The following is a 19,421-nucleotide window of genomic DNA, read 5'->3' as shown; positions in this document are numbered from 1 at the left end:
GCGCATCGCAATCAATTGACGTCAATACTATGGGAAATCCCGTTCTCTGCCAATTCTGGGAACTGACAGCATGCAATTTGTTCGCTTTCAAAACTTTACCGATTCGATTTGCTCCACTGAGTAGTCGAAACTCTCGCAACGTGTCAATAGAATTTTATACCGGATACTCTTTCAACCTCTCGCTTCCAGCAGGCACAATCAAATTTGGCTTGTGATATATCTTGGCTCCTGCTTCCCTGGCAGTCGTCATCAGAGATTCAACCCAGCTCCATTCTGGCTGCATAGGTGGCTTACCAGTGCGAGACATTCCACCAATGATGCACCAATGGAATGGAAAACTCTCGAAACTCAATTCCTCAAGCATGGGCTCGCACGAGACGAATTTCGTGCCATGCTCCAATTGACCGAATGCCTCAATTGCTTGCTCAACCCTCGATTGCCTGTCAATGGTCGTACCTAACCATGAGTTCTCCGGAAAGCTGAACTCCAAATACCCCTTGGGATTCTTCGTCAGAAATAGGTATGTCCTTTGTGGCGTTCGCCTGCATACGTCCAAAATCGCGTTAATCCATTCGCATGGTACCCAGTCTCCAAATAAATCTGCCATCGAACAGACGAACACGTTTCTGGTTCCAGCCTCATCACCTCGTGGAATTGGCGTGTCGTATGGCATGTTCAACCTGTCCTCGTGGAATTGTGGCGTAAATCCAGCCTCACCATTGAAGCGATGCGCTATTCCTCTGGCATAGCAATAGCTGCAATTATATCGACACCCTGTCACTGGATTCCAAGAGTATGCAGTCCATTCGATATTTTCGTTAGGTCGATTAAACGTCTTCCTGGCAACCTTCCGCGCAGTAACAACCTGCTCAACCTGCTCAACCCTCGTTTCCTCAGCAAATAAACTACTCTGTCTCGCACCACTCAAATTCATCATCGTCAATCCCTCCAAAATGAACCAAATCATTAAAATGCTTGACGTATACGTGTCCTTCCCCTGTCATATCATGGCAGTGACTCCAGTCAATCATTTATTCCCTGCACACGCATGATTTTATAAGACGCGCAAGTGCTCGAAATGATTAAGCCTTTATTTTCGTTATGTGTCAGGATATTCAGCATAGTGAATTAGCGTTACTGTCTCACCCGCTCGCGTACCTCTCGCAACCCTCGATTACTGGGGGTGGGGGTATGCCAGTCTTCACTATGCTGAACGTGAGCACTCTTAGCACGCAAATGGTGCTGGCCTGACAACTCCCAGCCTTTGCTCAAATTCCGTTCGTTCAGGCTCTCTGTATCTCGCATTGGCCTGCACGAATTCGACCAGCCGCGCGCCAAGCTCGTCAGCATCGCATCGCAATGCGTCCACGAATGACACTCGCTGTCCTATCAGGTAATCACCGCGCGGTACCCGATACTGCATCAGAAGCGTTTCGAGCTTGTCCAGGACCGTTTCCGGAAATGTTTGGCACGATGGTAACAGATCGATTTGAACGGACGTCAATTTCCGTCTCGGGACGAAAGATACGAACGGGATTAATACGGAGCATGCCCAGCCATAATATCTCTCATGCGCAACAATCCCCCGGATTCCATCCCGGTACCGTCTCCGTCCAGATACCGTATCAACCAGAAATCCCGTCTCGATTGCTCGGGACAGGTCGGTGTTAATCGATTGTGCGTAGCATTTGTCGAGCAATGGCCAGCGGTCCACTGTCTCGCGTGAGAGTTTCCAGGGTCCATACGTCTGCTCCTCGCCAATCAAGCCTTTCATAGCACAATTCCTCCATGTATCAATTATCGTTCGCCTGAAATTCAGGCTGTCGTCAGTCAACCAATTTCAGAAATGCGTTCGTTCGTCTCGTTCGTTCGTTCGTAGCGACAGTCGAAAAAACTCATTGTCGCCATATATACGTAAAACTGTCGCAATGGTATATATCCCCTGTCATATCCATTACTTCTGTGCGACAGGGGGGGGTGTCGCTGGGTGTCGCCCCTGTCGCCAGTAATTATGCATGTGGCGACAGGAGCGACAGGGGGTGAAGGGGGGGGGTGTAGTCACTTATATACCTCTATATTATTATTATTATTACACTTTGCTATATATAGCGACATGGCGACAGGTATCTAAGGAATTTCTGATTAAAATGGACACTTGAATCTCTCGTCAGGCGACAGCAGATACTTTCCTTCCTGGCCAGCAGCTTTGACAATCTCTTCCCTATCAACCAAGCGCTCCAAGCGTTTCTGGATTGTACGCCTGCTCACATCGAGCTTTTCAGCGAAATCTCTTGCAGACAGAGGCACGCCTTTAGCCTTACGCAATATTTCCAGAATTTCTTTCGATTCCTTGGACAGCTTCACGTCTGACGCAATCCCAACATATCGCCAGTTCAGCGTTGCTGCGTCGAATTCGAGGGTAAAAGTCGATTCCTCAATGTCGCGTCCTTTGATGTATAGCGTCCCCTCATTTGTCCCAAAAGAGCGCTCAAGAATGATTGTGCTGTCGCATACTCCCATCTGCGCTTGGGAGCCTAAAGGACGCTCGAAAGGGTCTGAATCGTTGCCAGCCTGCTGTTTTCGAGTGTGATGCACTGCAATGATTGCCAAATTGCGATCCAGTGCCAATCGGTGTAGCGGACCAAGCAAAGCATAATCGTTCGCATATTCGCTTCGCGATTTGTCAGAAAGAGGCTTCAATTTCTGAATTGTGTCGATTATGACCAGCCTGCAATCCTGATTTTTGTCCAGCCAACGCTGAAGCATCTCAATTCCTTCTGGAAATGCTGGCCAGTCGCGGGTGTACAAGGCATCAGCAGGCAGAGGCTTACCCTCATTCATAGTTATCAGACGTGCCTGCAATCGACGTTCAGAGTCTTCCAGAGCCAAATACAGCGTTTTGCCTTGGATACACTGGAGTTCTCCCAGCGCTAGGCCACCAGACGAAACAGCAAGCGAAACATTGGTGCAGAATAGTGACTTTCCACCTTTAGGTGGCGCTGCGAATAGGATGAGATTGCTTTCCATGATAATCCTGGGGACTATCCAGTTGATTTTTGGAAAGACCTTTTTGGCAAGGTCTGCATAATTACTGACTTGAATCAGGTGGCCAGTATTGGTCTGTAAAATCGGAGGCTCGAAAAGCTCTGTTTTTTGGGAAACGCCTCTCAAGAGGGTCTTCACGTGGTCAAGGTCGTGTTTCGCGCAATACGATTGCAGGGAGATACCCCCCAAAAAAGGGGACAAATCGACTAGTTTCAATTCTTTATTACATCGACAAATACCATTAGCGAGCTTCTGGGAGCCTTTAACCTGGATATCATTGGCAGCGTCAGTGAAGATAAACACCTCGCGCGAATCGTCCCCCATACTCCCTGGAAGCCTCTCTTTGCCTGTTGCAGCGCCATAACCACCAATTAGTGCAGTGCTGCAAACGTCAGCGAATAGGCATGCTGTCTCGTAATCAGGGAAAATATGGACCTTGTTTGGCTCTCGCTTAACTCCACCTTCATTGTAGAAACTCCCTTCCTGCTTCCTCTGATAATCTTTTGAACCAAATTGGAATCGCGGCAATCCTTCCAGGTCACACAAAAAATTGCACGCTTCAATAAAACTGAGGCCTAGAGAGCGCTCCACAAAACCAATAATATCGAAAGTTTCTTTGGTCCCATGGTCGTAGAATGCAGGGGGGGACCAATCGTCATTAATTTGCACGCTGGGGTCTTTTTCATCGCGGACGCTCGTTTTCTTGCCATACGCCTGTTTTCCACATGCAGTTATCACGCGATAAGGGTCTAACTTCTTTAATGTTTCTAGTCTGGGGTCGCTGTCATGACGTGAAGAATGAGCGTGGTTCTGCTTCTCGCGTTTTGGCTCCTTTTGGCTCTCACGTTCCTGTTTCTCCCCAGCCTGAACACAAAGGTCAATCAGCCAATTAGGAGCCTCTGCAATCTCGATTTCTCCTGGTGCGTGTCCTTCTTTCCAGCGGTACGCGGATCCACTTTCATGAAGTGACGGAGCTGTGACGATGTATCCACCTTCCGCGCGGACATCGAGCTTAGGAGCAACCTGATTACTGCTGCATTTGATAACCTTGCCTTTTGGCCACTTAAACAGCAAATGGCGTCCACTTGAACCAGTAATACCCTCAACAGTGTCAGGAAGCTCCCCATATTGCTGAATGAGCTTATCAAGACTCTCTTGGCCAATCGCTTCACCTTTGGATAAATCCACGTCCAGCACCCAAATTCCTGAGACGCTACCTGTCGCCACTGCGAGATTCGCCATCGGATTTTTAGAGACGTGCTGAAACAGCTCCACACGCGATTTTGTGGCGTCCTTGAACCCTTCTGGGTAGAGACTCCCTAAAGGATGTTTTCCCTGACTACATTTCGTATTCGCGCTTTTACGTTTCCATTTCGAGCATGCGCAGACGTATTGAATCCCCTTCTCTGTTTCCTCTGGCACAATCCACCAGCATAAAAAGAGTGACCAGCCAAGCCTCAGATACCTGAGAATTGAACTCAGGAGAGCTTTTGTGTAGGTTCGCTGCTCTAAGGTCAAAGGTCTGCGCTCAACACAAAAACCAATTTCAGCAGCGTACAGAGCGTAAATGTCAGTCTTTGTGCAGGTTCTTTCAGTTAGATTGTGACGCATCATTCTCAGGTCCATTACGTCTAAAGACTCTTTACAGTCCTCATTGGCGCAAATCCCCTGAGTCTCGTTTATTTGGTATCCCTCAACCCCACATTTTGGACACGTCTGGTTTTTTGAACAGTCAGGGAAGTATTTCTCAAATATATCTGGGAACCTGTAATTGTGGTGATTTGTAATTATGTCTCTCGCGTGGCTTTGACTTACCAAGCTCACGTCTGGCGAGACAATAGATTCCAGCCTCTTAATTTCTGTCGTAACAATAGCGCCAGCAGATTCCATCGGTAATCCTCCAGGTAAAAAATTGAAAATGAATTGAAGTCGCACCAGTACGTACACACCTTGACGCGATTTTTTTCGTGTCGAATTCGACAAAAATGCTTGATAAATGGGGAGTTTTTGAATAAATAAATGGTCATCACATCATTTTTTCCATCGGAATCTCTCCAGGAACCCATCCTCACCAGATGGGTTTCAGTTTTTCCGGCATGTCATACACAGCACGTAGCTTGTCACACACGCCTGGAAACAGGGGGAGAGATACGACGAATTACAGTAAAACTATTGGGTCAAGAGTTTCGATAAATCGAGTTTTTCAGCCAATTTGGGAAAAGGAACATCGAAAAACTGCTCTAACAATTTCTTAAACTTGCCAGTAACAACTCTTTGCGAGGTCTTACGCTCGCGCTCCACTAATGAAATTGGCGTCGTGGAGCCATAATTGATTTTTTGCGCTAATTCTTTCTGCGATAAACCAGCCAAACGTCTGAGGCATTCTAAGCGAGTCAACGGAACCTTCATTCCCTCCAAAAGTGCAGGTACCTTCCAGAGTCACTTTTTATTACATGCCAAAGCATGTAAACCTTCCCCTTGGGGGGTAGGAGTATACGCGTTCAAACCAGAGGTCAATATTTTTTTAGTCAATCAAGTCGTCAGGAGACCCCAGCGCCTGCCATAGCAAGACCTCGACAAGTCCATTCAGAGTGCCACCTGTCAGAGATTTTTTGCTTACAGCCAGCTCTCGCGCTCTATTCAGCAGCTCTTGGTTGAATCGGAATGTAACAGTTTTCTGTTCTTGAACAGACCCCCTCTTGAATGAGGGTCTGATATCAATAGGTTTAGGCATCATTACTCCTTTATTTTCTTTCCACCATGTCAGTAATTCGTTCAGTTCGCCTGCATCATGGTCATTTAGCTGTATGACAGATGCACTCTCTTGTCTTGCAGGTTCGTCAATTGGTTCGCTGTCTTGCAGTGGAGCACACTGTATTTCATCAGGTCGCGTGTCTTGCACTGCGTTTGGCTGTATTGCAAATTCGATGTGCTCTCTTTTGCAAAACATATCAAGACTGGATTTGCTCCACGCTTTGCCTGTCGTGGTAGTAATCTCCTGTTTATTCAATGTGTCCACGAATTTCTGCCAATCTTTGCGATTGAAGCCAATCTCACCAGCAACCCTGATAATTTCTGCGATAATCTGCGATTTTTCCATGTTGTACCTTCCTTATAATAGGGAACCTGGGGGGAGTTCCCCCAAGTCCGTTATGGTCGTATCTGTTATGCGGCACGTCTTAAAACGCTTTGAACGTGTCCATGAGTCCATACTGGCGATTTCTTGGGGGTGTAACCATGCTCATTCAGATGATTCGCTATGGTTCTCAGAGAGCTACCAGCATTTTTCATGTCTCTGATTATCGTCAATGCTCTCTGCTCAGTCTCGTTTTCGACCAGCTTTCCATCGTCTGCGAGGTCATAACCATAGGGGAGTTCGCCAATCCTTTTTCCCTCTGCTTTTCTCGCTTTCCTTCCTTCATTGCAGCGCTCGTTTATCATATTCCTTTCGAGTTCGGCTGCACCGGCCATTATCGTAATGAAAAACTTTCCGGTCGGAGTGCTCGTATCGATGCTCTGTCCCCCAAGATTCAGGATATGCAAGCTCACACTGTCTTTTTCCCATGCCTCAACATTGTTCAGGCAATCGGAGGCGCTTCTAAAACCTCTGTCCAGCTTGCAAATAATGACAGCCTGAACCTCACCAGAGCCCACCATTTCAGCCAGACGTGCACCTTCAGGTCTTGAGGCGAGAGGCTTGCCACCAGATACGCCAGCGTCAACCAGCACGTCAACCAGCTCCATACCCTTCAGTGCTGCATACTGGCGAATCATAGTCTCTTGAGATTCCAGGCTCGTACCGTCAATCTGTTCCCTGCTGCTCACTCTTGCGTATCCTATGGCTCTCATTGTCTCTACCCCTTTCAACGTGCATCCCTTATGTATTGCAGTGTATGACACTTATTCCACCCTGTCAAGAGAAATGCAATACACTTGCAAGACACTTGCATCTTTTTCTATCAGTCTCTTGTATGACAGCGCGCATCTCGTGCAAGACATGTAAAATGAGCCATAACAGACGACACCATTAATGTCATACACTGCGCGCTCAGTGTCTTGCATGTATGAGACTTTGAAGTGTCATACGCTCACACGTCCAGGTCGATAGGCATCAACCAGCGCTCACGTTGCGCCCAGCGTAGCACGATTGGCGTTCCGCCTGTCATGTCAGCAGGTTAGCTACCACCCCAGCATTGGAACCATTTCGTCGGAAAAAGCGATGTCTGAACCGGGGTAGTTGATATCTCAGGCCAATGCGCGGCAAATTTTGCCCGCGATTATGTGCACGTCTTGCATCGAATATGTCTTGCTGTATGCTCCTTTGTGAAGTATACCTTTTCCACCTGTATGGCTCGTTAATTGTTACAGTCACCATGCAGCAACCAATTGATAATCAGCCTAAATACTACAGTTCAGGCTGAGACAGTGCGCAGGAAGTTCCTGCTAAATGATACGTTGATAGGAGAAATCCCCATGATTGCAACAGAGAGCCAGCCTATAACGGTCCCGGTCACGTTCAAATTGCCTCAAACGATGCATGATGCATTGGTTAATATGGCGAACGAACAGCGCAAGACTATTTCTGCTCTCACTCGCGAACTGGTAGCGCGTGCGTTAGGCATGGGTGATAACAGTAATGTGCGTCCAGCAATTGCGAATAGACGCGGGTCGCGCGGTAATTGGTAGAGACAACCAGCACAACCTCATTTTGGTATAATTGAATACGGATATCTCAGGAAAGGCATACATTATGGAAAACTCTAATTCGATTCAGGCATATTCTAACGATATTTACGAAGTGCGATATCACCTTTTAGATCGTGGTTTCCGTCAATGCGTTGAGCTTATGGACGCAATGCCAGCACCGCAATTACAGGCTCTTGTGGGAACCTGCTTCACTGTTCAGCATGCACGGGATATCAACCGTGGTCGCAATTATCGGGGTATTTGTTTACTCCAGAAAATCAGACAGGAACAGGGGTGGAGCATCGAGGATTTTAGGGCTGCATTGAGCCAGTTTGCAAAGACCGATTTGTCTAACCAGCGCAAAGCATGGCGGGAATCGCAAATTGCATTTGCGAAAGCTGCTCTCTCACCCAACGATTACAAGATTTGGTCGCAATCTGTGTCTAGTTTCGCCGTCATGTCGAAATGGTTGAAAACGAATCCGGAGCCTGATTTCATCGAAATCACCCTTGAATTGGTCAAATCCATTGAGACGAACAGACCGGCACGCGAGAAGCATAAGGGCTATGTCGTGAAGCTGTACGAGCGATTTTTCGCCAATCTGACAGGCTTTGACTTGCGCTGGGAATGCCTGCTCGCGCCTTTGGGGAGTAGAGACCCGCGTACCCATCTCACCCCCATTTCTGAGAAAGTGCTTCGCAAAGCTGGATAAGGTGTCGAAATGGCGATTAAAACTGTCGAATGGTCAGAAAAATGGGTGCCAGTCAACAAATTGACGAACATTGACGTGCAATTTATCAGTCTCGTGCCTAAAGGTGCGAATCAAATACCATTTCAGATAATTAAAGCTGATACAGGAGAAAACATGAGTATTAATAGCGTTTTGCAAAAATTACAGGGTGCAGTCAAAGATGCTAACACGATAAGGGATAATGTTCGCCAGCTTGCGAAAAGTGCGAATGCTCGCAATGGTAGACAATCCTCTTCTTCGAGTCCAGCAATAGGCCAGCTCAAATCGGATATTGCCAGCCTGTCAAAACGTATTGACGCATTAGCGCCAGATCCCATATCGTACGACAATGCCTTTGGTACCGATTCTGTCAGCCTATCCAAAGCTGATGATTCGCCTCAACAATCCACTTCATTCTGGAATTTTAACCATGACGTGCATACTGTAGACATCGCGCCTGTGGAGACGATTAAAGCTGATGATCAAGGTGGGAAGTTCTGGCCTTGGTAGTAAAACCCGCATTTTTATTTGCTCAAAAACCGTTACTCCCATATTACTCCCAAGCTCGAAAATGAAGGGAATTAATAGGGATTAAAAAGGTTCAAAGGGTCTTAATAAAGACATTCAGCTATTTGGAATCATAGGGAAAAGCGCCTGATGAAGCGATTCTCTTAAAGTGCTGTTTTTACTGTTATTTGCATTCGGGATGCAGGGGTCGCTGGTTCAAATCCAGTCGTCCCGACCAGAAAAGCTAAATTAAATCAGAGTGTTGCAATGGAGCGCTGCACTCTGATTTTTCTTTTTGACTGACCTTTTGGCACTTTTTTGGCCCCTTTTTCATCGAGCTTCTCTTCGGTATCCTCGACGAGATCCAGCTCCGTCCATCCATGATCGAAGCTCATACTGTCCACTGCTCTGAGAAGCTCTTCATCAGAAACTCGTATGTACCTGTCGGCCACTGACCTCTCGGTGGAATGCCCCACGATCAGATTACGAACTGTTGGGTCCATACCCGATCTCTGCGCGTTCGTTTTCCACGTATGACGTAAGTCCCGCATTTGGAGCCCAGGCACTTCAGCCAATTTGATTGCACGTGCCCAGCACTTCCTTACCGTGGAATGATCGATGTCCATCCCGTGATACATCTTCTCGCTATTCTTGAAGCGGCCCGTATAGGAGAAGATCTTTCCTACGGCTTGGACCACATTGCCGCCCCGCTTTCTACGCAGAGATTCCAGAAGCTCGACGACCTCTTTCCTTAAAGGAACACGTTTGGGCCTTAGCCTGAGCTTGTTTGGGTTTTTTCCCTCTTTCGTAGTATCAGGGGGCAATATCAGCATGCGCCTCTCGGGTTTGTACATCTCCCATCGTAGGTTTACCACCTCATTGAATCGCATTCCCGTGTAGTAAAGCATGACCAAAACGTCATGCAACCACCAGGAGTGCTTTAACAACGAGTTGAAGTCCTTCCAGGATAGATACGAGTCCCTTTGATTGGCAGGCAGCCGCCTCGCCATTAAGCAAGGATTGAATTCCAGATGGCCGAGTTCAACCTGGTTCCGCATGATCCCAGATAGCACAGAAACCTCTCTGTTAATCGTGCTGTTTTCCACTTTCTTCTGTCTAGCCACCTGGTATTTCCTGATCTGGGCAACCTTCATGTCCTTCAGCGGATACTGCTCGCCAAAGTGCTCAGTGATGCGGTCAATAGCATAGAGGTTTCTCTCAGACCTGTGTTTGGGGTCAGCCTTCAGGTATTCTCTCGTGGCCCTAATCAAAGTCAGTTCCTCGGTCGGCTCGGGGCGTGCAAGTTCAGGGGGCAAAGCCCATCCCTTGTTCTCATACGTCCTGAGGACAACATCAAGACAGTCAGGGTCTAAATGGCCAAAAGAGCCAATGGTAAATGCCGTCTTCACAGCTTTCTCTATCTTCTTTGCGTCTGTCGAGTTCGTGGCTGGGGATACCGTCCTTATGCGGTGCCCCTTCCACTTGAATGAAACATAGTATTTATCGCCGATTTTCATCAATCCCATGACGAAACCTCCTGTCTGAGGTCTCGCCAAGATTCCCCTGAACTTTTCTTACCACCTCCTTTCTGAACCGCCTTAGGGTAACTTGCCGTACGTACGGCATGTTGGTGATTCGTTGTTTTTGATTCTACCTTATCCGTTTTCTCTCTCAAAAAATTATCTATGGCCTCTCTGCTAAATAACACGATCTTGGCCGAAATCTTTACTCTTTCAATTTTGCCTTTTCTTGCCCATTTCAAAATGGTGGCCTTTGACACATTCAAATAGGCTCCAGCTTCTTCAGCCGTCAATAACTCCTTTCTTTCCATTCATGGTTCCTTCCTCCGTTAGCAATTGTTTGAAGGCCCCCGTCGGAGGGTGCGGAGGCCTTCTTATGTTTGGTTAACGAGAACCTCGCAGACGCGAATTCTCTGTTTGGGCAGGGCAGTATGTACCCTGATATGTAAAATCGCTCAGAATTGATTCTGAGCCCCTTATGGTTGATTTCTTTGTGTCGGTATTGTTTCGTATGTAAGGCCTTGCTGATTCAACTGTCTTAATTATAACTACAAGTTGCAGTCCAGTGTGATAATCCCAGCGGGTATACCCACATTCCTTTGATAATCGCAAAACCACTATTCATATTCCTTTGATTATCACACATCAGTAACAGACCCTTCCTATTCGATTATCACACATCTCATATATGTACCATATCAATAGTCCTATTTGTAGGTACATGATCAACTATATTATGAGTTAGCAGAGCAACTAGAGTATTGATTAAAGAGATCTAGTTGTACATAACCTGAGTCATCAGTTTCTTTAGTATCAGTTAGCAAAGATCTAGAGCTTGCAATTGCTAAGTTGTATTTAGTAATATTTGGGTAATGACAGTAGCCCGGCAGTGGTACATCATAGAAAGGTTCTCCCTGCTCAGCAATGAGAGCCCCAGAATTATAAGTCCGCCACCTGTCCGCGTATCTGAATCTCCCAGCTTTGGTAAAAGATCCCTGCGTTACCACATCCATGAATCCGACCTGTACCAGTTTCTTCTTTGCCCGTGCTATGGTGTCCTCGCCCTTAAACCCTCTTTCCTGAAGATATTTTGTAGGCAGTCCGAACTCGCCCTTGTTTAAGAGCACCCCAAGGCCACTCTCGAAGAGCTGGTCTTTGGGGATCTTATTTAGCTTCGGTTTGCTCTTGGGGGCGTACCGTAGTTGGGACAGACATTCTAAGAGAATCAATTTCTCTGCCTTGGTCAGGGCATGGAAGGCTTCTCCGTTCCATAGCTCCATAGGAATGCGTATGAACCCCTTTTCCTGTTTTGCCTTTTTCAAACGCTCCTTTCTCCATTCTTCAATGGTCATAGGTTTTTTCAACATGTTTACTCCTCGGGCCGTGTGTGCTCGGCCCCTTTTGCCCAAAATAATAATTTTTCCTTTTCGCCGTGATGAAGTGCTGGGGGTAATAATCATGAATTCAGCTGAACCCTCTCTGAAATTCCCCCAGCAAAAAAATTTTTCACATTGATTTTCCGTCTCTACATATTAACTAGGCCACAAATTCATCTCTAACTGAAATGGCGTAATATCAATTATTTGAAAAATAAGGTCTGAAGATGTTTGCGATTTTAATTAAAAATCAATGCCGACACCTGTCGGTTTTGGTCCACGGCAGGAAACATGCCGTACGTACGGCGAGTTGAAGCCACGCACCCAGACAGGTCTTCCCTATCGAATGGGCAATTCAGATTCATAGGGACTCACGTAATCAGGTCGCTCGGCCTTAACTATTTCCCGCAATGTTCTCACATAGTTCACTGACGCATCCAAATCGTCTCGCACCACAGTCGGGGCATCTTCTATGAGCCAAGCATGGAGACGGTCTTCATTCAATTCCAGAAGTCGAATTATTGCGTCAAGATCGTTGTTGTTCATTCGGCGGATCATATCTTTATCAAACATGGCATTGTTCCTCCTTATTAGCTTTCTCAAATGCTTCTTTAGCATTCATGCCCGCGTCCATAAATTCTTTCGCGAGTCTTAAAACCTGCAGGGCTTCTTCGTCGTAGATCCGCAGGGTAGATTTGCCCATCTGCAAACGATCTGGGAAAATCAGGGCCTTTTCCTCCCATCGCCTTAATGACGACGGGTGCACTTTCAGGTCGTGTGCCACAGCATTGATGCCGTAATATTTCATAATCGTCCTCCTGTAGTTATGTGTAGAGGTAGACCTCTATCCATTTCCAGATGGGAAGTTAATTCATTGGAACCGCCCACGGTCATGATGATCCGTGAAAGGTTTTGCCATGTCAGGCCAAAGGAGGCTTTTTGTATTAATTCGAGCAGATCAAGTCTTGAATAAGGTTTATCATTAGTAATGGTCGGACTGACGCAGGATTACTCTGATTTCAGCTATTCTAGCGTCGATACATTCTCGATGTGTACCGACCTGTCGCAAGCGATCTCACACGACACATGTCCTTAGGCTTAGCCAAATCGATTCTCTGCGAAATTTTTGAGAACGTAATGGTTCAGCATGGGTAGATTGCCAACATTTGCCCGTTCACCCGCGTCCGCAATCAATATCCCATCAGAATCATAATTGTTTAAGGGTTAGAGGGTTTATCCATAGAAGGATAGACCATCAAGATCAAGAAGGAGGCACACGCTCATGAAAGACAGCGGATTCGTAACATACATCCTCATTCTGGCCTTGCTGTACATAATCTCCCCAATCGACTTGGTTCCAGATGTGATTCCAGTGGTTGGCTGGGCCGACGATGTGGCAGTCGGTTTAGGAGCAGGAGCGGTAGCGTTGGCAGGAGGTCGAAAATAGGAGGCAGCATGAAGCTATCTGAAATAGCCATAATCGCTTTAATTGTCGTCCAGGCGACCGCGGAGATCCTTAAACTTATTCAGAAATGGAAATACACCACATGAAAGGAGTTCCAACATGAGCAACAATGGAAATGGACTTTTCAGAGAAGATGAGCTGGTGAACCGAAAAATTAAAGTCGGCCAAGAATGGCAAAACCGAGTATTCCCGATTATCGCGGGTCGTTTGCGTATTCTGCATGAAAACAATGATCACCTGAGCATCCAGACTGAGATCGCGAAGCTGGATAGCGACTTCGTAGTGGTAAAAGCGACCGTGGAATGCCAGAAAGGAAAATTCAATGGTACTGGGACTGCATCAGGCCAAAGAGACTCAAGACTTTCGGATTCGTTGGTTGAATTGGCTGAAACTAGGGCCATAGCAAGGGCCTTACGCTTCGGAGGAATAGGAGTAGAGTACACTTCAGCAGAGGAAGTGTCTCATGTGGCTTCCGCAGAACCCGAAGCAGAGCAAACCATCAACAAAAAGCCTGAAAAGGTGTTCGATCAGGGTGACGGAAACAGCAAAACAGGAACAAAAGCGTCAAGTGACGCTATTGATCGACCCGACAACGGATCAAAACCGCAACATTGCGGTAAAGGAACTGTGACTTCTGCACAAGTTCGAGCTTTACATGCTTTGACGAAACGGGCCCAATATAGTGACGAGGACATTGCCTCTTTGCTCGGCCCGCTCAATGCCTCTTCATTCCAAGAACTCACCAGACAAGACGCTTCCAACTTGATTCAGACTCTCCAGATTGAAGTCGCGGCCTAGTAACCTCACAACCAAAAAATCCACTATTTAACGGGGAACAGGACAACTGCGTCTTGTTCCCGAGAAAGGAGAATAGCGCGATGCCAGAAGGACCTATTACGCACTTCTCATATTCCCAGCTCAACACCTATCTGAGCTGTCCATTGAAATACAGACTGCAATACGTGGAACTCATCCCGCCGGCATTTACATCCGTTGCATTGGCCTTTGGTTCCGCTTTACATGAAGCGGTAGGTGCCTATTATCAGTCCCGCCTCGAAGGAGAAGCTCTGAAGCCTGACCAGATGCATGACGTGTATCGAGCAACATGGCAAGATGCAGAAAACATCAAGTATTTCAACGGCGATAATGAGAAAACTCTGCTTCAGAAAGCAAAGCAACTTATTGACGTGTTTCACGAGAATGTCAGCCCAGATACTTTGGTGCTGGGCGTGGAGGAGTTCTTTGAGTTCAACATTGAGGGCGTGCCACCATTTCAAGGCTACATTGACCTAATTGAGCAATCGCCAGATGGGATGATCACGGTCGCGGACCTGAAGACAGCAGCGAAAAAGCTGGGAGACAATAATGTCCACAGCAATCTCCAGCTCACGGCCTATTCTTTAGGAGCTGAAGCTCTGGGGTTCGATCCTGACAGCCTTACGATGCGACTGGATGTGCTCACAAAGACCAAGAGCCCTGAGATGGTGCGATACGAGACTACCCGCACTCATCTGGAAAGAGACAGATTCGTAAAGCTTGTCAAACAGGTCTGGTCCGCTATTGAACGGCACGCATTCTTTCCCCGCGACGACTGGCATTGTGCTCAATGTGCATGGGCAGATCATTGCCGAGAATGGTAGTTATGTGATATGCGATTACATGCAATTCTTAAAGACCGAAAGGTCTTTTATTTCCCGCCCAGACACCTATATTCCAGCCTTTTCGGCCATGTCCGAACGTCCGCAGATGGGAGTCTTTGTAGGCGGGCCCACCCCCCTTTACAAGAATCAAGGCTGGGCCTTGCTTTTCTGCTATTTCCAGGAGCGCTTCTAATTACGGCCGATAAGAAAGCTAAGGATATTATCCGCATGGATACTACATCTTTTCGTTATTCAGATGCTATTACGCTAATGCGAACGGCATCAGCTTCAGCAAGGGGACTCACAAAAGTCTACCCATGATAAACTCCGATGGTATACAGCGGTCCATATCAGAGTTATTTTTTTAACATGCCGTACGTACGGCATCTTCGGTTTGCTTCTGATTGTCGTTTATTCGGTGCCTTTGGGAGGTTGTCTTGTAACGTGCCCTCGGGAGGGTCGAGGGCACGGATATTTGAAATTACGCTTTTACAGCCACCAAATTCGTTGCCTCGATGTCTATGACATCGGTTTCTCTTAGTTCGATGAGAGCGATATTCTTCTTGGCCACCTTCAGAAGGTTCATGGAATCAATCATGTGTTTGGCCACCTCTTCCGCCCGCTTCGCAATGAGCATGCGGATATCAAATGGCAATTTTTCCAGATCCTCCTGATTCTCAAGGGTCTTTTTGGCTTTCTCGTCCTTCATCAGGGCCTCGGGATTACCCAGAAGCCTCAGAAGGGCCTTGCCATCTTCTTCGGAATGCACCACGCGGTGAAGCTTGCCTACTTCGTCAGCAAGTTTACGGGCCGAGGCTTTCTTTTTATTTGCCTTGTTGGCCAATTTAACCCGCGTTGCTTCGTTTTCAACCTGCAACAAAACGGCAAAGTGTGAATAGCTCAGATTGGAGCAATCCACTTCTTTCGCTAAGAGTTGCTTGCGTAGAAAAGCGGCTCTCACCCACTCACCCAATCGTCTGCGATTAACCCGCAGATTGTCATGATCTATAATAGACTTCATCGTCTTGTTCTTATATGGGCTTTTTGAAGTCGCTTCATCCAAGCTTCCCTGAAAGACCTTACTAAGCACCAAATCGCCAATATCCATTTGACCACGTTCAACTGTATCTATAGCCAGCTTGTTGATCTCGCCAACTATTTTCTTGATCTGGTCGTCCGACAATACATCGGTGCTCTTATTTTTGGTCTTCGCAGAGTTTGACTCTTTAGCTTTTTTTGCCATGGCTCACGTTCCTTTCAGCTTAATATAACTCCTTTCCTATGCCTGATGCGGGCATTTGCCAGACCAGACGGCTGTTACAACAAATTTGTTACGGTGTATTATATTTCCACTGCCCCCCAAGGGACCCCACCGCCACAGGGTATAGGGACGCACACCTCCGCGTGGATGGCCAACAGCCACCTTACGGTGACTTTTTACATCTGTGTCTGCTATCCCGTTTAGTCAACTGGTACAGGCAAAAAAAATATCTTGGGAGTCCAATCCTGTTAATGATCAACCTGGAAAAAATGAGGAAAATCCATCTTGGAAAAGATTATGTGAGAGAACCCAAACAAAAATCAGGCCCTGATTGCCGAGACAATTGGTCCAGTTAACAGTTGCGGATTACTTGATTGCATTAATATACAACTGACTCGCTCAGCAGATTGCTATTGTTGACCAGTTTAGGAATTTTTGAGCATGCCTCGGAGAAGATGCCGTACGTACGGCAAGTTCGTGCGGAACACGAATGATTATAGAGGCAAGTGAATTGGAACCCAAATTGACTGCTCTATCGAGGAACTTTTTGCTTGAAGATTGGACAAGCAAGAGCAATATTACATGAAAGGCAAGAAACCGAATTCTAAATTCATTCTAATTCGAGGTCGTGGAATTTGTCCCCTCAAGAAACGTTGCCAGACAAACCCAGCCTTGCTGTCACCCACCCCGATCTTGCTAATGAATGGCACCCCCAAAAAAACGGCGACGTGAAGCCATCTGATGTTACACATGGCAGTGGTCAGAAAGTGTGGTGGATCTGTGAAAAGCAACATGAATGGGAAGCGACTGTCTCAAAGAGGTCCAACGGAAGGGGCTGTCCTTATTGTGCAGGGCAAAAAGTCAGTCTAGAAAGGAGCTTGGGTGCAACATTTCCGATGCTCACACGAGAATGGCACCCCCAAAAGAACGGCTCATTGACCCCTTTTCAGGTGAGACCGAAGAGTAATAAGCTGATTTGGTGGATTTGTGAGAAAGGCCATGAATGGAAAGCTTCGCCCAGTAATCGAGTTAAGGGAAGCGGGTGCCCCTACTGCCTAGGCAGGCATGCGTCACCAGAATACAATCTGGCAGTGATCAATCCCAAAATAGCAAGACAGTGGCATCCCACAAAAAATGGAATTCTCACACCGTTTGATGTTGTCCCCGCTAGCAGTAGGAAGTATTGGTGGCTGTGCCGACATGGCCACGAATGGGAAGCCAGCCCTGCGCAGCGGAGAAATAGCGAAAACTGTCCATTTTGCCTCAACAGAAGAGTGTCAATATCCAACAACCTCTCCACCCTATATCCGAAATTAGCAGCTGAGTGGCATCCTACCAAGAATGGCACGCTGAAAACAGATCAGGTTGTTGCGGGAAGCGGAAAGGTGGTCTGGTGGAAATGCCAAAAAGGTCACGAATGGAAAGCTTCTATTTGTGACAGGGCAAAAGGAAGGCAGTGCGCCAAATGCATAGGGAAGCAGGCACATTCGCACCATAACTTAGCCCTGAAATTACCTGATTTGGCGAAAGAATGGCATCCAAGTAAGAATGGAGCATTGACTCCTCGTCTTGTGACCCCTCGCAGCAACAAGAAGGTTTGGTGGCAATGCAGTCGAGGTCACGAATGGGAATCCAGCGTCTCGAATAGGGCCAAAGGCCAAAACTGTCCTGAATGTAAGCCCAACACGTCCTTACCCGAGATTCGACTCTTTTCTGAACTAAAATTCCTGTTTCACGAGGTGCTGTGGCGGCACCGTGTTGATGGCATCGAGTGCGACATTTTCATTCCAAAGTACGGAGCAGCCGTCGAGTATGATGGTGCCTTCTGGCATATGGAAAGAACTGAACAGGATGCGCTTAAGAACGAGAAACTCGAAGGAATGAGCATTCGATTATTCCGAGTGCGTGGAGAAGGTCTCCCCCGATCATCTGAAAATGACATTCTGTTGTCAGACAAACAAACGAGGGATCCAGAAGTTGATGTCGTTAAATCCCTTCTTAGTGTCTTTAGTAGAGTTTTGAATTTGGATGAACAGGACACAAATAAAGTGGCCGACTATTTGCGGCGAAACGACTTTGCTAATCCCAAAGAATTCAGGAGAATAGTTTCTTATCTGCCAGGGCCGCCTCTGGAGAAGTCTCTGCTGGGGGAAACTCCTGAGGTCGCCAAACAGTGGCATTATACCAAGAATAGTCCTCTTACCCCAGAAATGTTTTCCCCACATAGTGGGAAGAAAGTCTGGTGGATCTGCGAAAAAAGGTCATGAGTGGAAGGCCATGATCCAGAATCGTTTGAAAGGGGCTGGATGCCCGTACTGCGCTGGACAGAAAGCTTCGAATGACCATAATCTTGCCACAAAATGTCCGGAGCTAATTCACCAATGGCATCCCTCTAATAATGGTCACTTGGAACCAAGCATGGTCACGCCAGGAAGCAACCTGAAAATATGGTGGATCTGCGAAAAAGGTCATGAGTGGAAGGCCATGATTGGGAGCCGAACCAAAGGGCGTGGATGTCCTTATTGCGCTGGCCAAAGAGCACTGCCTGAGAATAATCTTGCGACAAAGTTTCCAGAGATTATTCAGCAGTGGCACCCCTCGAAAAATGGTGCCTTGAATCCACAGATGGTGACCCCGAAGAGCAATAGAAAGCTATGGTGGATTTGCCAAAACGGTCACGAGTGGGAGGCAAGCCCTAATAACAGGACGAGGGGAACTGGCTGCCCATATTGCGCTGGCAAAGACCCCAGCCAAATGCATAGAGGGAAGCTGAGTTCCGAATATAATCTCGCTGTCAAGTTTCCAGAATTGGCGAGGGAGTGGCATCCCACCAAAAATACGGACCTCAGTCCAGATATGGTTACCCCAGGCATGAACAAGAAAGTATGGTGGCAATGCCAGCATGGTCATGAATGGAAAGCTGTGGTCGCCAGCAGAGCAGCTGGAATCGGATGCCCCTATTGCGCTGGGAAACTACCTTCCGAAGAGCACAATCTTGCAATAAGTCATCCTGAATTGACTAAGGAGTGGCATCCGACCAGGAATGAAAATCTCACTCCTTTTGATTTTACGCCAAAAAGTGGAAGAAAAGTGTGGTGGATTTGTAAGAGGGAGCACGAATGGAAAGCCCCTATTTGTAGACGTACGGGAGGGGCGGGATGCCCCAACTGCTTTGGAACGAGAGTGACTGA

At 47.1% G+C, this 19,421-nt stretch carries 17 protein-coding genes and 1 pseudogene; 6 read left to right on the top strand and 12 right to left on the bottom strand.

Annotated features, from left to right (window positions below):
• Positions 1–154 precede the first annotated feature (154 nt).
• From DESTI_RS11005 to DESTI_RS10980, 6 genes are all read right to left on the bottom strand, one after another.
• Positions 155–937: a DUF5131 family protein gene (locus tag DESTI_RS11005; RefSeq protein ID WP_014810034.1), complete on the bottom strand. Its 783-nt coding sequence runs from the start codon at positions 935–937 to the stop codon at positions 155–157.
• A 288-nt stretch (positions 938–1,225) separates the two neighbouring features.
• Positions 1,226–1,774 carry a hypothetical protein gene (locus DESTI_RS11000; protein ID WP_014810032.1) on the bottom strand — a complete coding sequence of 183 codons (549 nt, stop codon included), beginning with the start codon at positions 1,772–1,774 and terminating at the stop codon, positions 1,226–1,228.
• A 368-nt stretch (positions 1,775–2,142) separates the two neighbouring features.
• Positions 2,143–4,935: a bifunctional DNA primase/polymerase gene (locus DESTI_RS28745; protein ID WP_014810031.1), complete on the bottom strand. Its 2,793-nt coding sequence runs from the start codon at positions 4,933–4,935 to the stop codon at positions 2,143–2,145.
• 279 nt (positions 4,936–5,214) lie between these two features.
• Positions 5,215–5,454 (bottom strand): helix-turn-helix domain-containing protein, encoded by a 240-nt coding sequence (locus tag DESTI_RS10990; RefSeq protein ID WP_041286136.1) that lies wholly within the window; start codon positions 5,452–5,454, stop codon positions 5,215–5,217.
• 115 nt (positions 5,455–5,569) lie between these two features.
• The gene (locus DESTI_RS10985; RefSeq protein ID WP_014810030.1) at positions 5,570–6,145 is read right to left on the bottom strand and encodes a hypothetical protein; all 576 of its coding nucleotides are present in this window, start codon (positions 6,143–6,145) and stop codon (positions 5,570–5,572) included.
• A 65-nt stretch (positions 6,146–6,210) separates the two neighbouring features.
• Positions 6,211–6,894, bottom strand: a complete 684-nt coding sequence (locus DESTI_RS10980) for a recombinase family protein (RefSeq protein ID WP_041286135.1) — start codon at positions 6,892–6,894, stop codon at positions 6,211–6,213.
• Positions 6,895–7,795: 901 nt separating this feature from the next.
• On the opposite strand from DESTI_RS10980, the gene DESTI_RS10970 reads away from it, so the two are divergent.
• Complete coding sequence (locus DESTI_RS10970) at positions 7,796–8,443, top strand: hypothetical protein (RefSeq protein ID WP_014810027.1); 648 nt, start codon at positions 7,796–7,798, stop codon at positions 8,441–8,443.
• A gap of 9 nt (positions 8,444–8,452) precedes the next feature.
• Positions 8,453–8,971: a hypothetical protein gene (locus DESTI_RS10965; RefSeq protein ID WP_014810026.1), complete on the top strand. Its 519-nt coding sequence runs from the start codon at positions 8,453–8,455 to the stop codon at positions 8,969–8,971.
• A 251-nt stretch (positions 8,972–9,222) separates the two neighbouring features.
• On the opposite strand, the gene DESTI_RS10960 is transcribed toward DESTI_RS10965, so the two are convergent.
• The 5 genes from DESTI_RS10960 to DESTI_RS10940 all read right to left on the bottom strand — a co-directional run bounded on the left by DESTI_RS10960 (position 9,223) and on the right by DESTI_RS10940 (position 12,672).
• The gene (locus DESTI_RS10960; RefSeq protein WP_014810025.1) at positions 9,223–10,494 is read right to left on the bottom strand and encodes a tyrosine-type recombinase/integrase; all 1,272 of its coding nucleotides are present in this window, start codon (positions 10,492–10,494) and stop codon (positions 9,223–9,225) included.
• Complete coding sequence (locus DESTI_RS10955) at positions 10,485–10,799, bottom strand: helix-turn-helix domain-containing protein (protein WP_014810024.1); 315 nt, start codon at positions 10,797–10,799, stop codon at positions 10,485–10,487. Before DESTI_RS10955 ends, DESTI_RS10960 begins: the two co-directional genes overlap by 10 nt.
• Before the next feature lie 423 nt (positions 10,800–11,222).
• The gene (locus DESTI_RS10950; RefSeq protein WP_014810023.1) at positions 11,223–11,855 is read right to left on the bottom strand and encodes a hypothetical protein; all 633 of its coding nucleotides are present in this window, start codon (positions 11,853–11,855) and stop codon (positions 11,223–11,225) included.
• Positions 11,856–12,203: 348 nt separating this feature from the next.
• The gene (locus tag DESTI_RS10945; protein ID WP_014810022.1) at positions 12,204–12,437 is read right to left on the bottom strand and encodes a hypothetical protein; all 234 of its coding nucleotides are present in this window, start codon (positions 12,435–12,437) and stop codon (positions 12,204–12,206) included.
• Positions 12,430–12,672: a helix-turn-helix domain-containing protein gene (locus tag DESTI_RS10940; RefSeq protein ID WP_014810021.1), complete on the bottom strand. Its 243-nt coding sequence runs from the start codon at positions 12,670–12,672 to the stop codon at positions 12,430–12,432. The genes DESTI_RS10945 and DESTI_RS10940 overlap by 8 nt, the downstream gene beginning before the upstream one ends.
• 474 nt (positions 12,673–13,146) lie before the next feature.
• On the opposite strand from DESTI_RS10940, the gene DESTI_RS29940 reads away from it, so the two are divergent.
• The 3 genes from DESTI_RS29940 (at position 13,147) to DESTI_RS10930 (ending at position 14,969) form a co-directional block, all read left to right on the top strand.
• Positions 13,147–13,311, top strand: coding sequence for a DUF1232 domain-containing protein (locus DESTI_RS29940; protein ID WP_014810020.1), 165 nt, complete (start codon positions 13,147–13,149; stop codon positions 13,309–13,311).
• A gap of 117 nt (positions 13,312–13,428) precedes the next feature.
• Complete coding sequence (locus tag DESTI_RS10935; RefSeq protein WP_014810018.1) at positions 13,429–14,127, top strand: hypothetical protein; 699 nt, start codon at positions 13,429–13,431, stop codon at positions 14,125–14,127.
• 80 nt (positions 14,128–14,207) lie between these two features.
• Complete coding sequence (locus DESTI_RS10930) at positions 14,208–14,969, top strand: RecB family exonuclease (protein WP_014810017.1); 762 nt, start codon at positions 14,208–14,210, stop codon at positions 14,967–14,969.
• A 481-nt stretch (positions 14,970–15,450) separates the two neighbouring features.
• Here DESTI_RS10930 and DESTI_RS10925 read toward each other — a convergent pair whose 3' ends face one another.
• Positions 15,451–16,212 carry a hypothetical protein gene (locus DESTI_RS10925; RefSeq protein ID WP_014810016.1) on the bottom strand — a complete coding sequence of 254 codons (762 nt, stop codon included), beginning with the start codon at positions 16,210–16,212 and terminating at the stop codon, positions 15,451–15,453.
• Positions 16,213–16,865: 653 nt separating this feature from the next.
• Between DESTI_RS10925 and DESTI_RS28740 the strand changes: the two are divergent.
• Positions 16,866–19,418 (top strand): annotated as a pseudogene (locus tag DESTI_RS28740) (zinc-ribbon domain-containing protein); the annotation flags it as partial.
• Positions 19,419–19,421 lie beyond the last annotated feature (3 nt).

Source organism: Desulfomonile tiedjei DSM 6799 (genome assembly GCF_000266945.1).
GTDB classification, from domain to species: Bacteria; Desulfobacterota; Desulfomonilia; order Desulfomonilales; family Desulfomonilaceae; genus Desulfomonile; species Desulfomonile tiedjei.
This window is presented reverse-complemented; position numbering and strand designations above follow the sequence as displayed.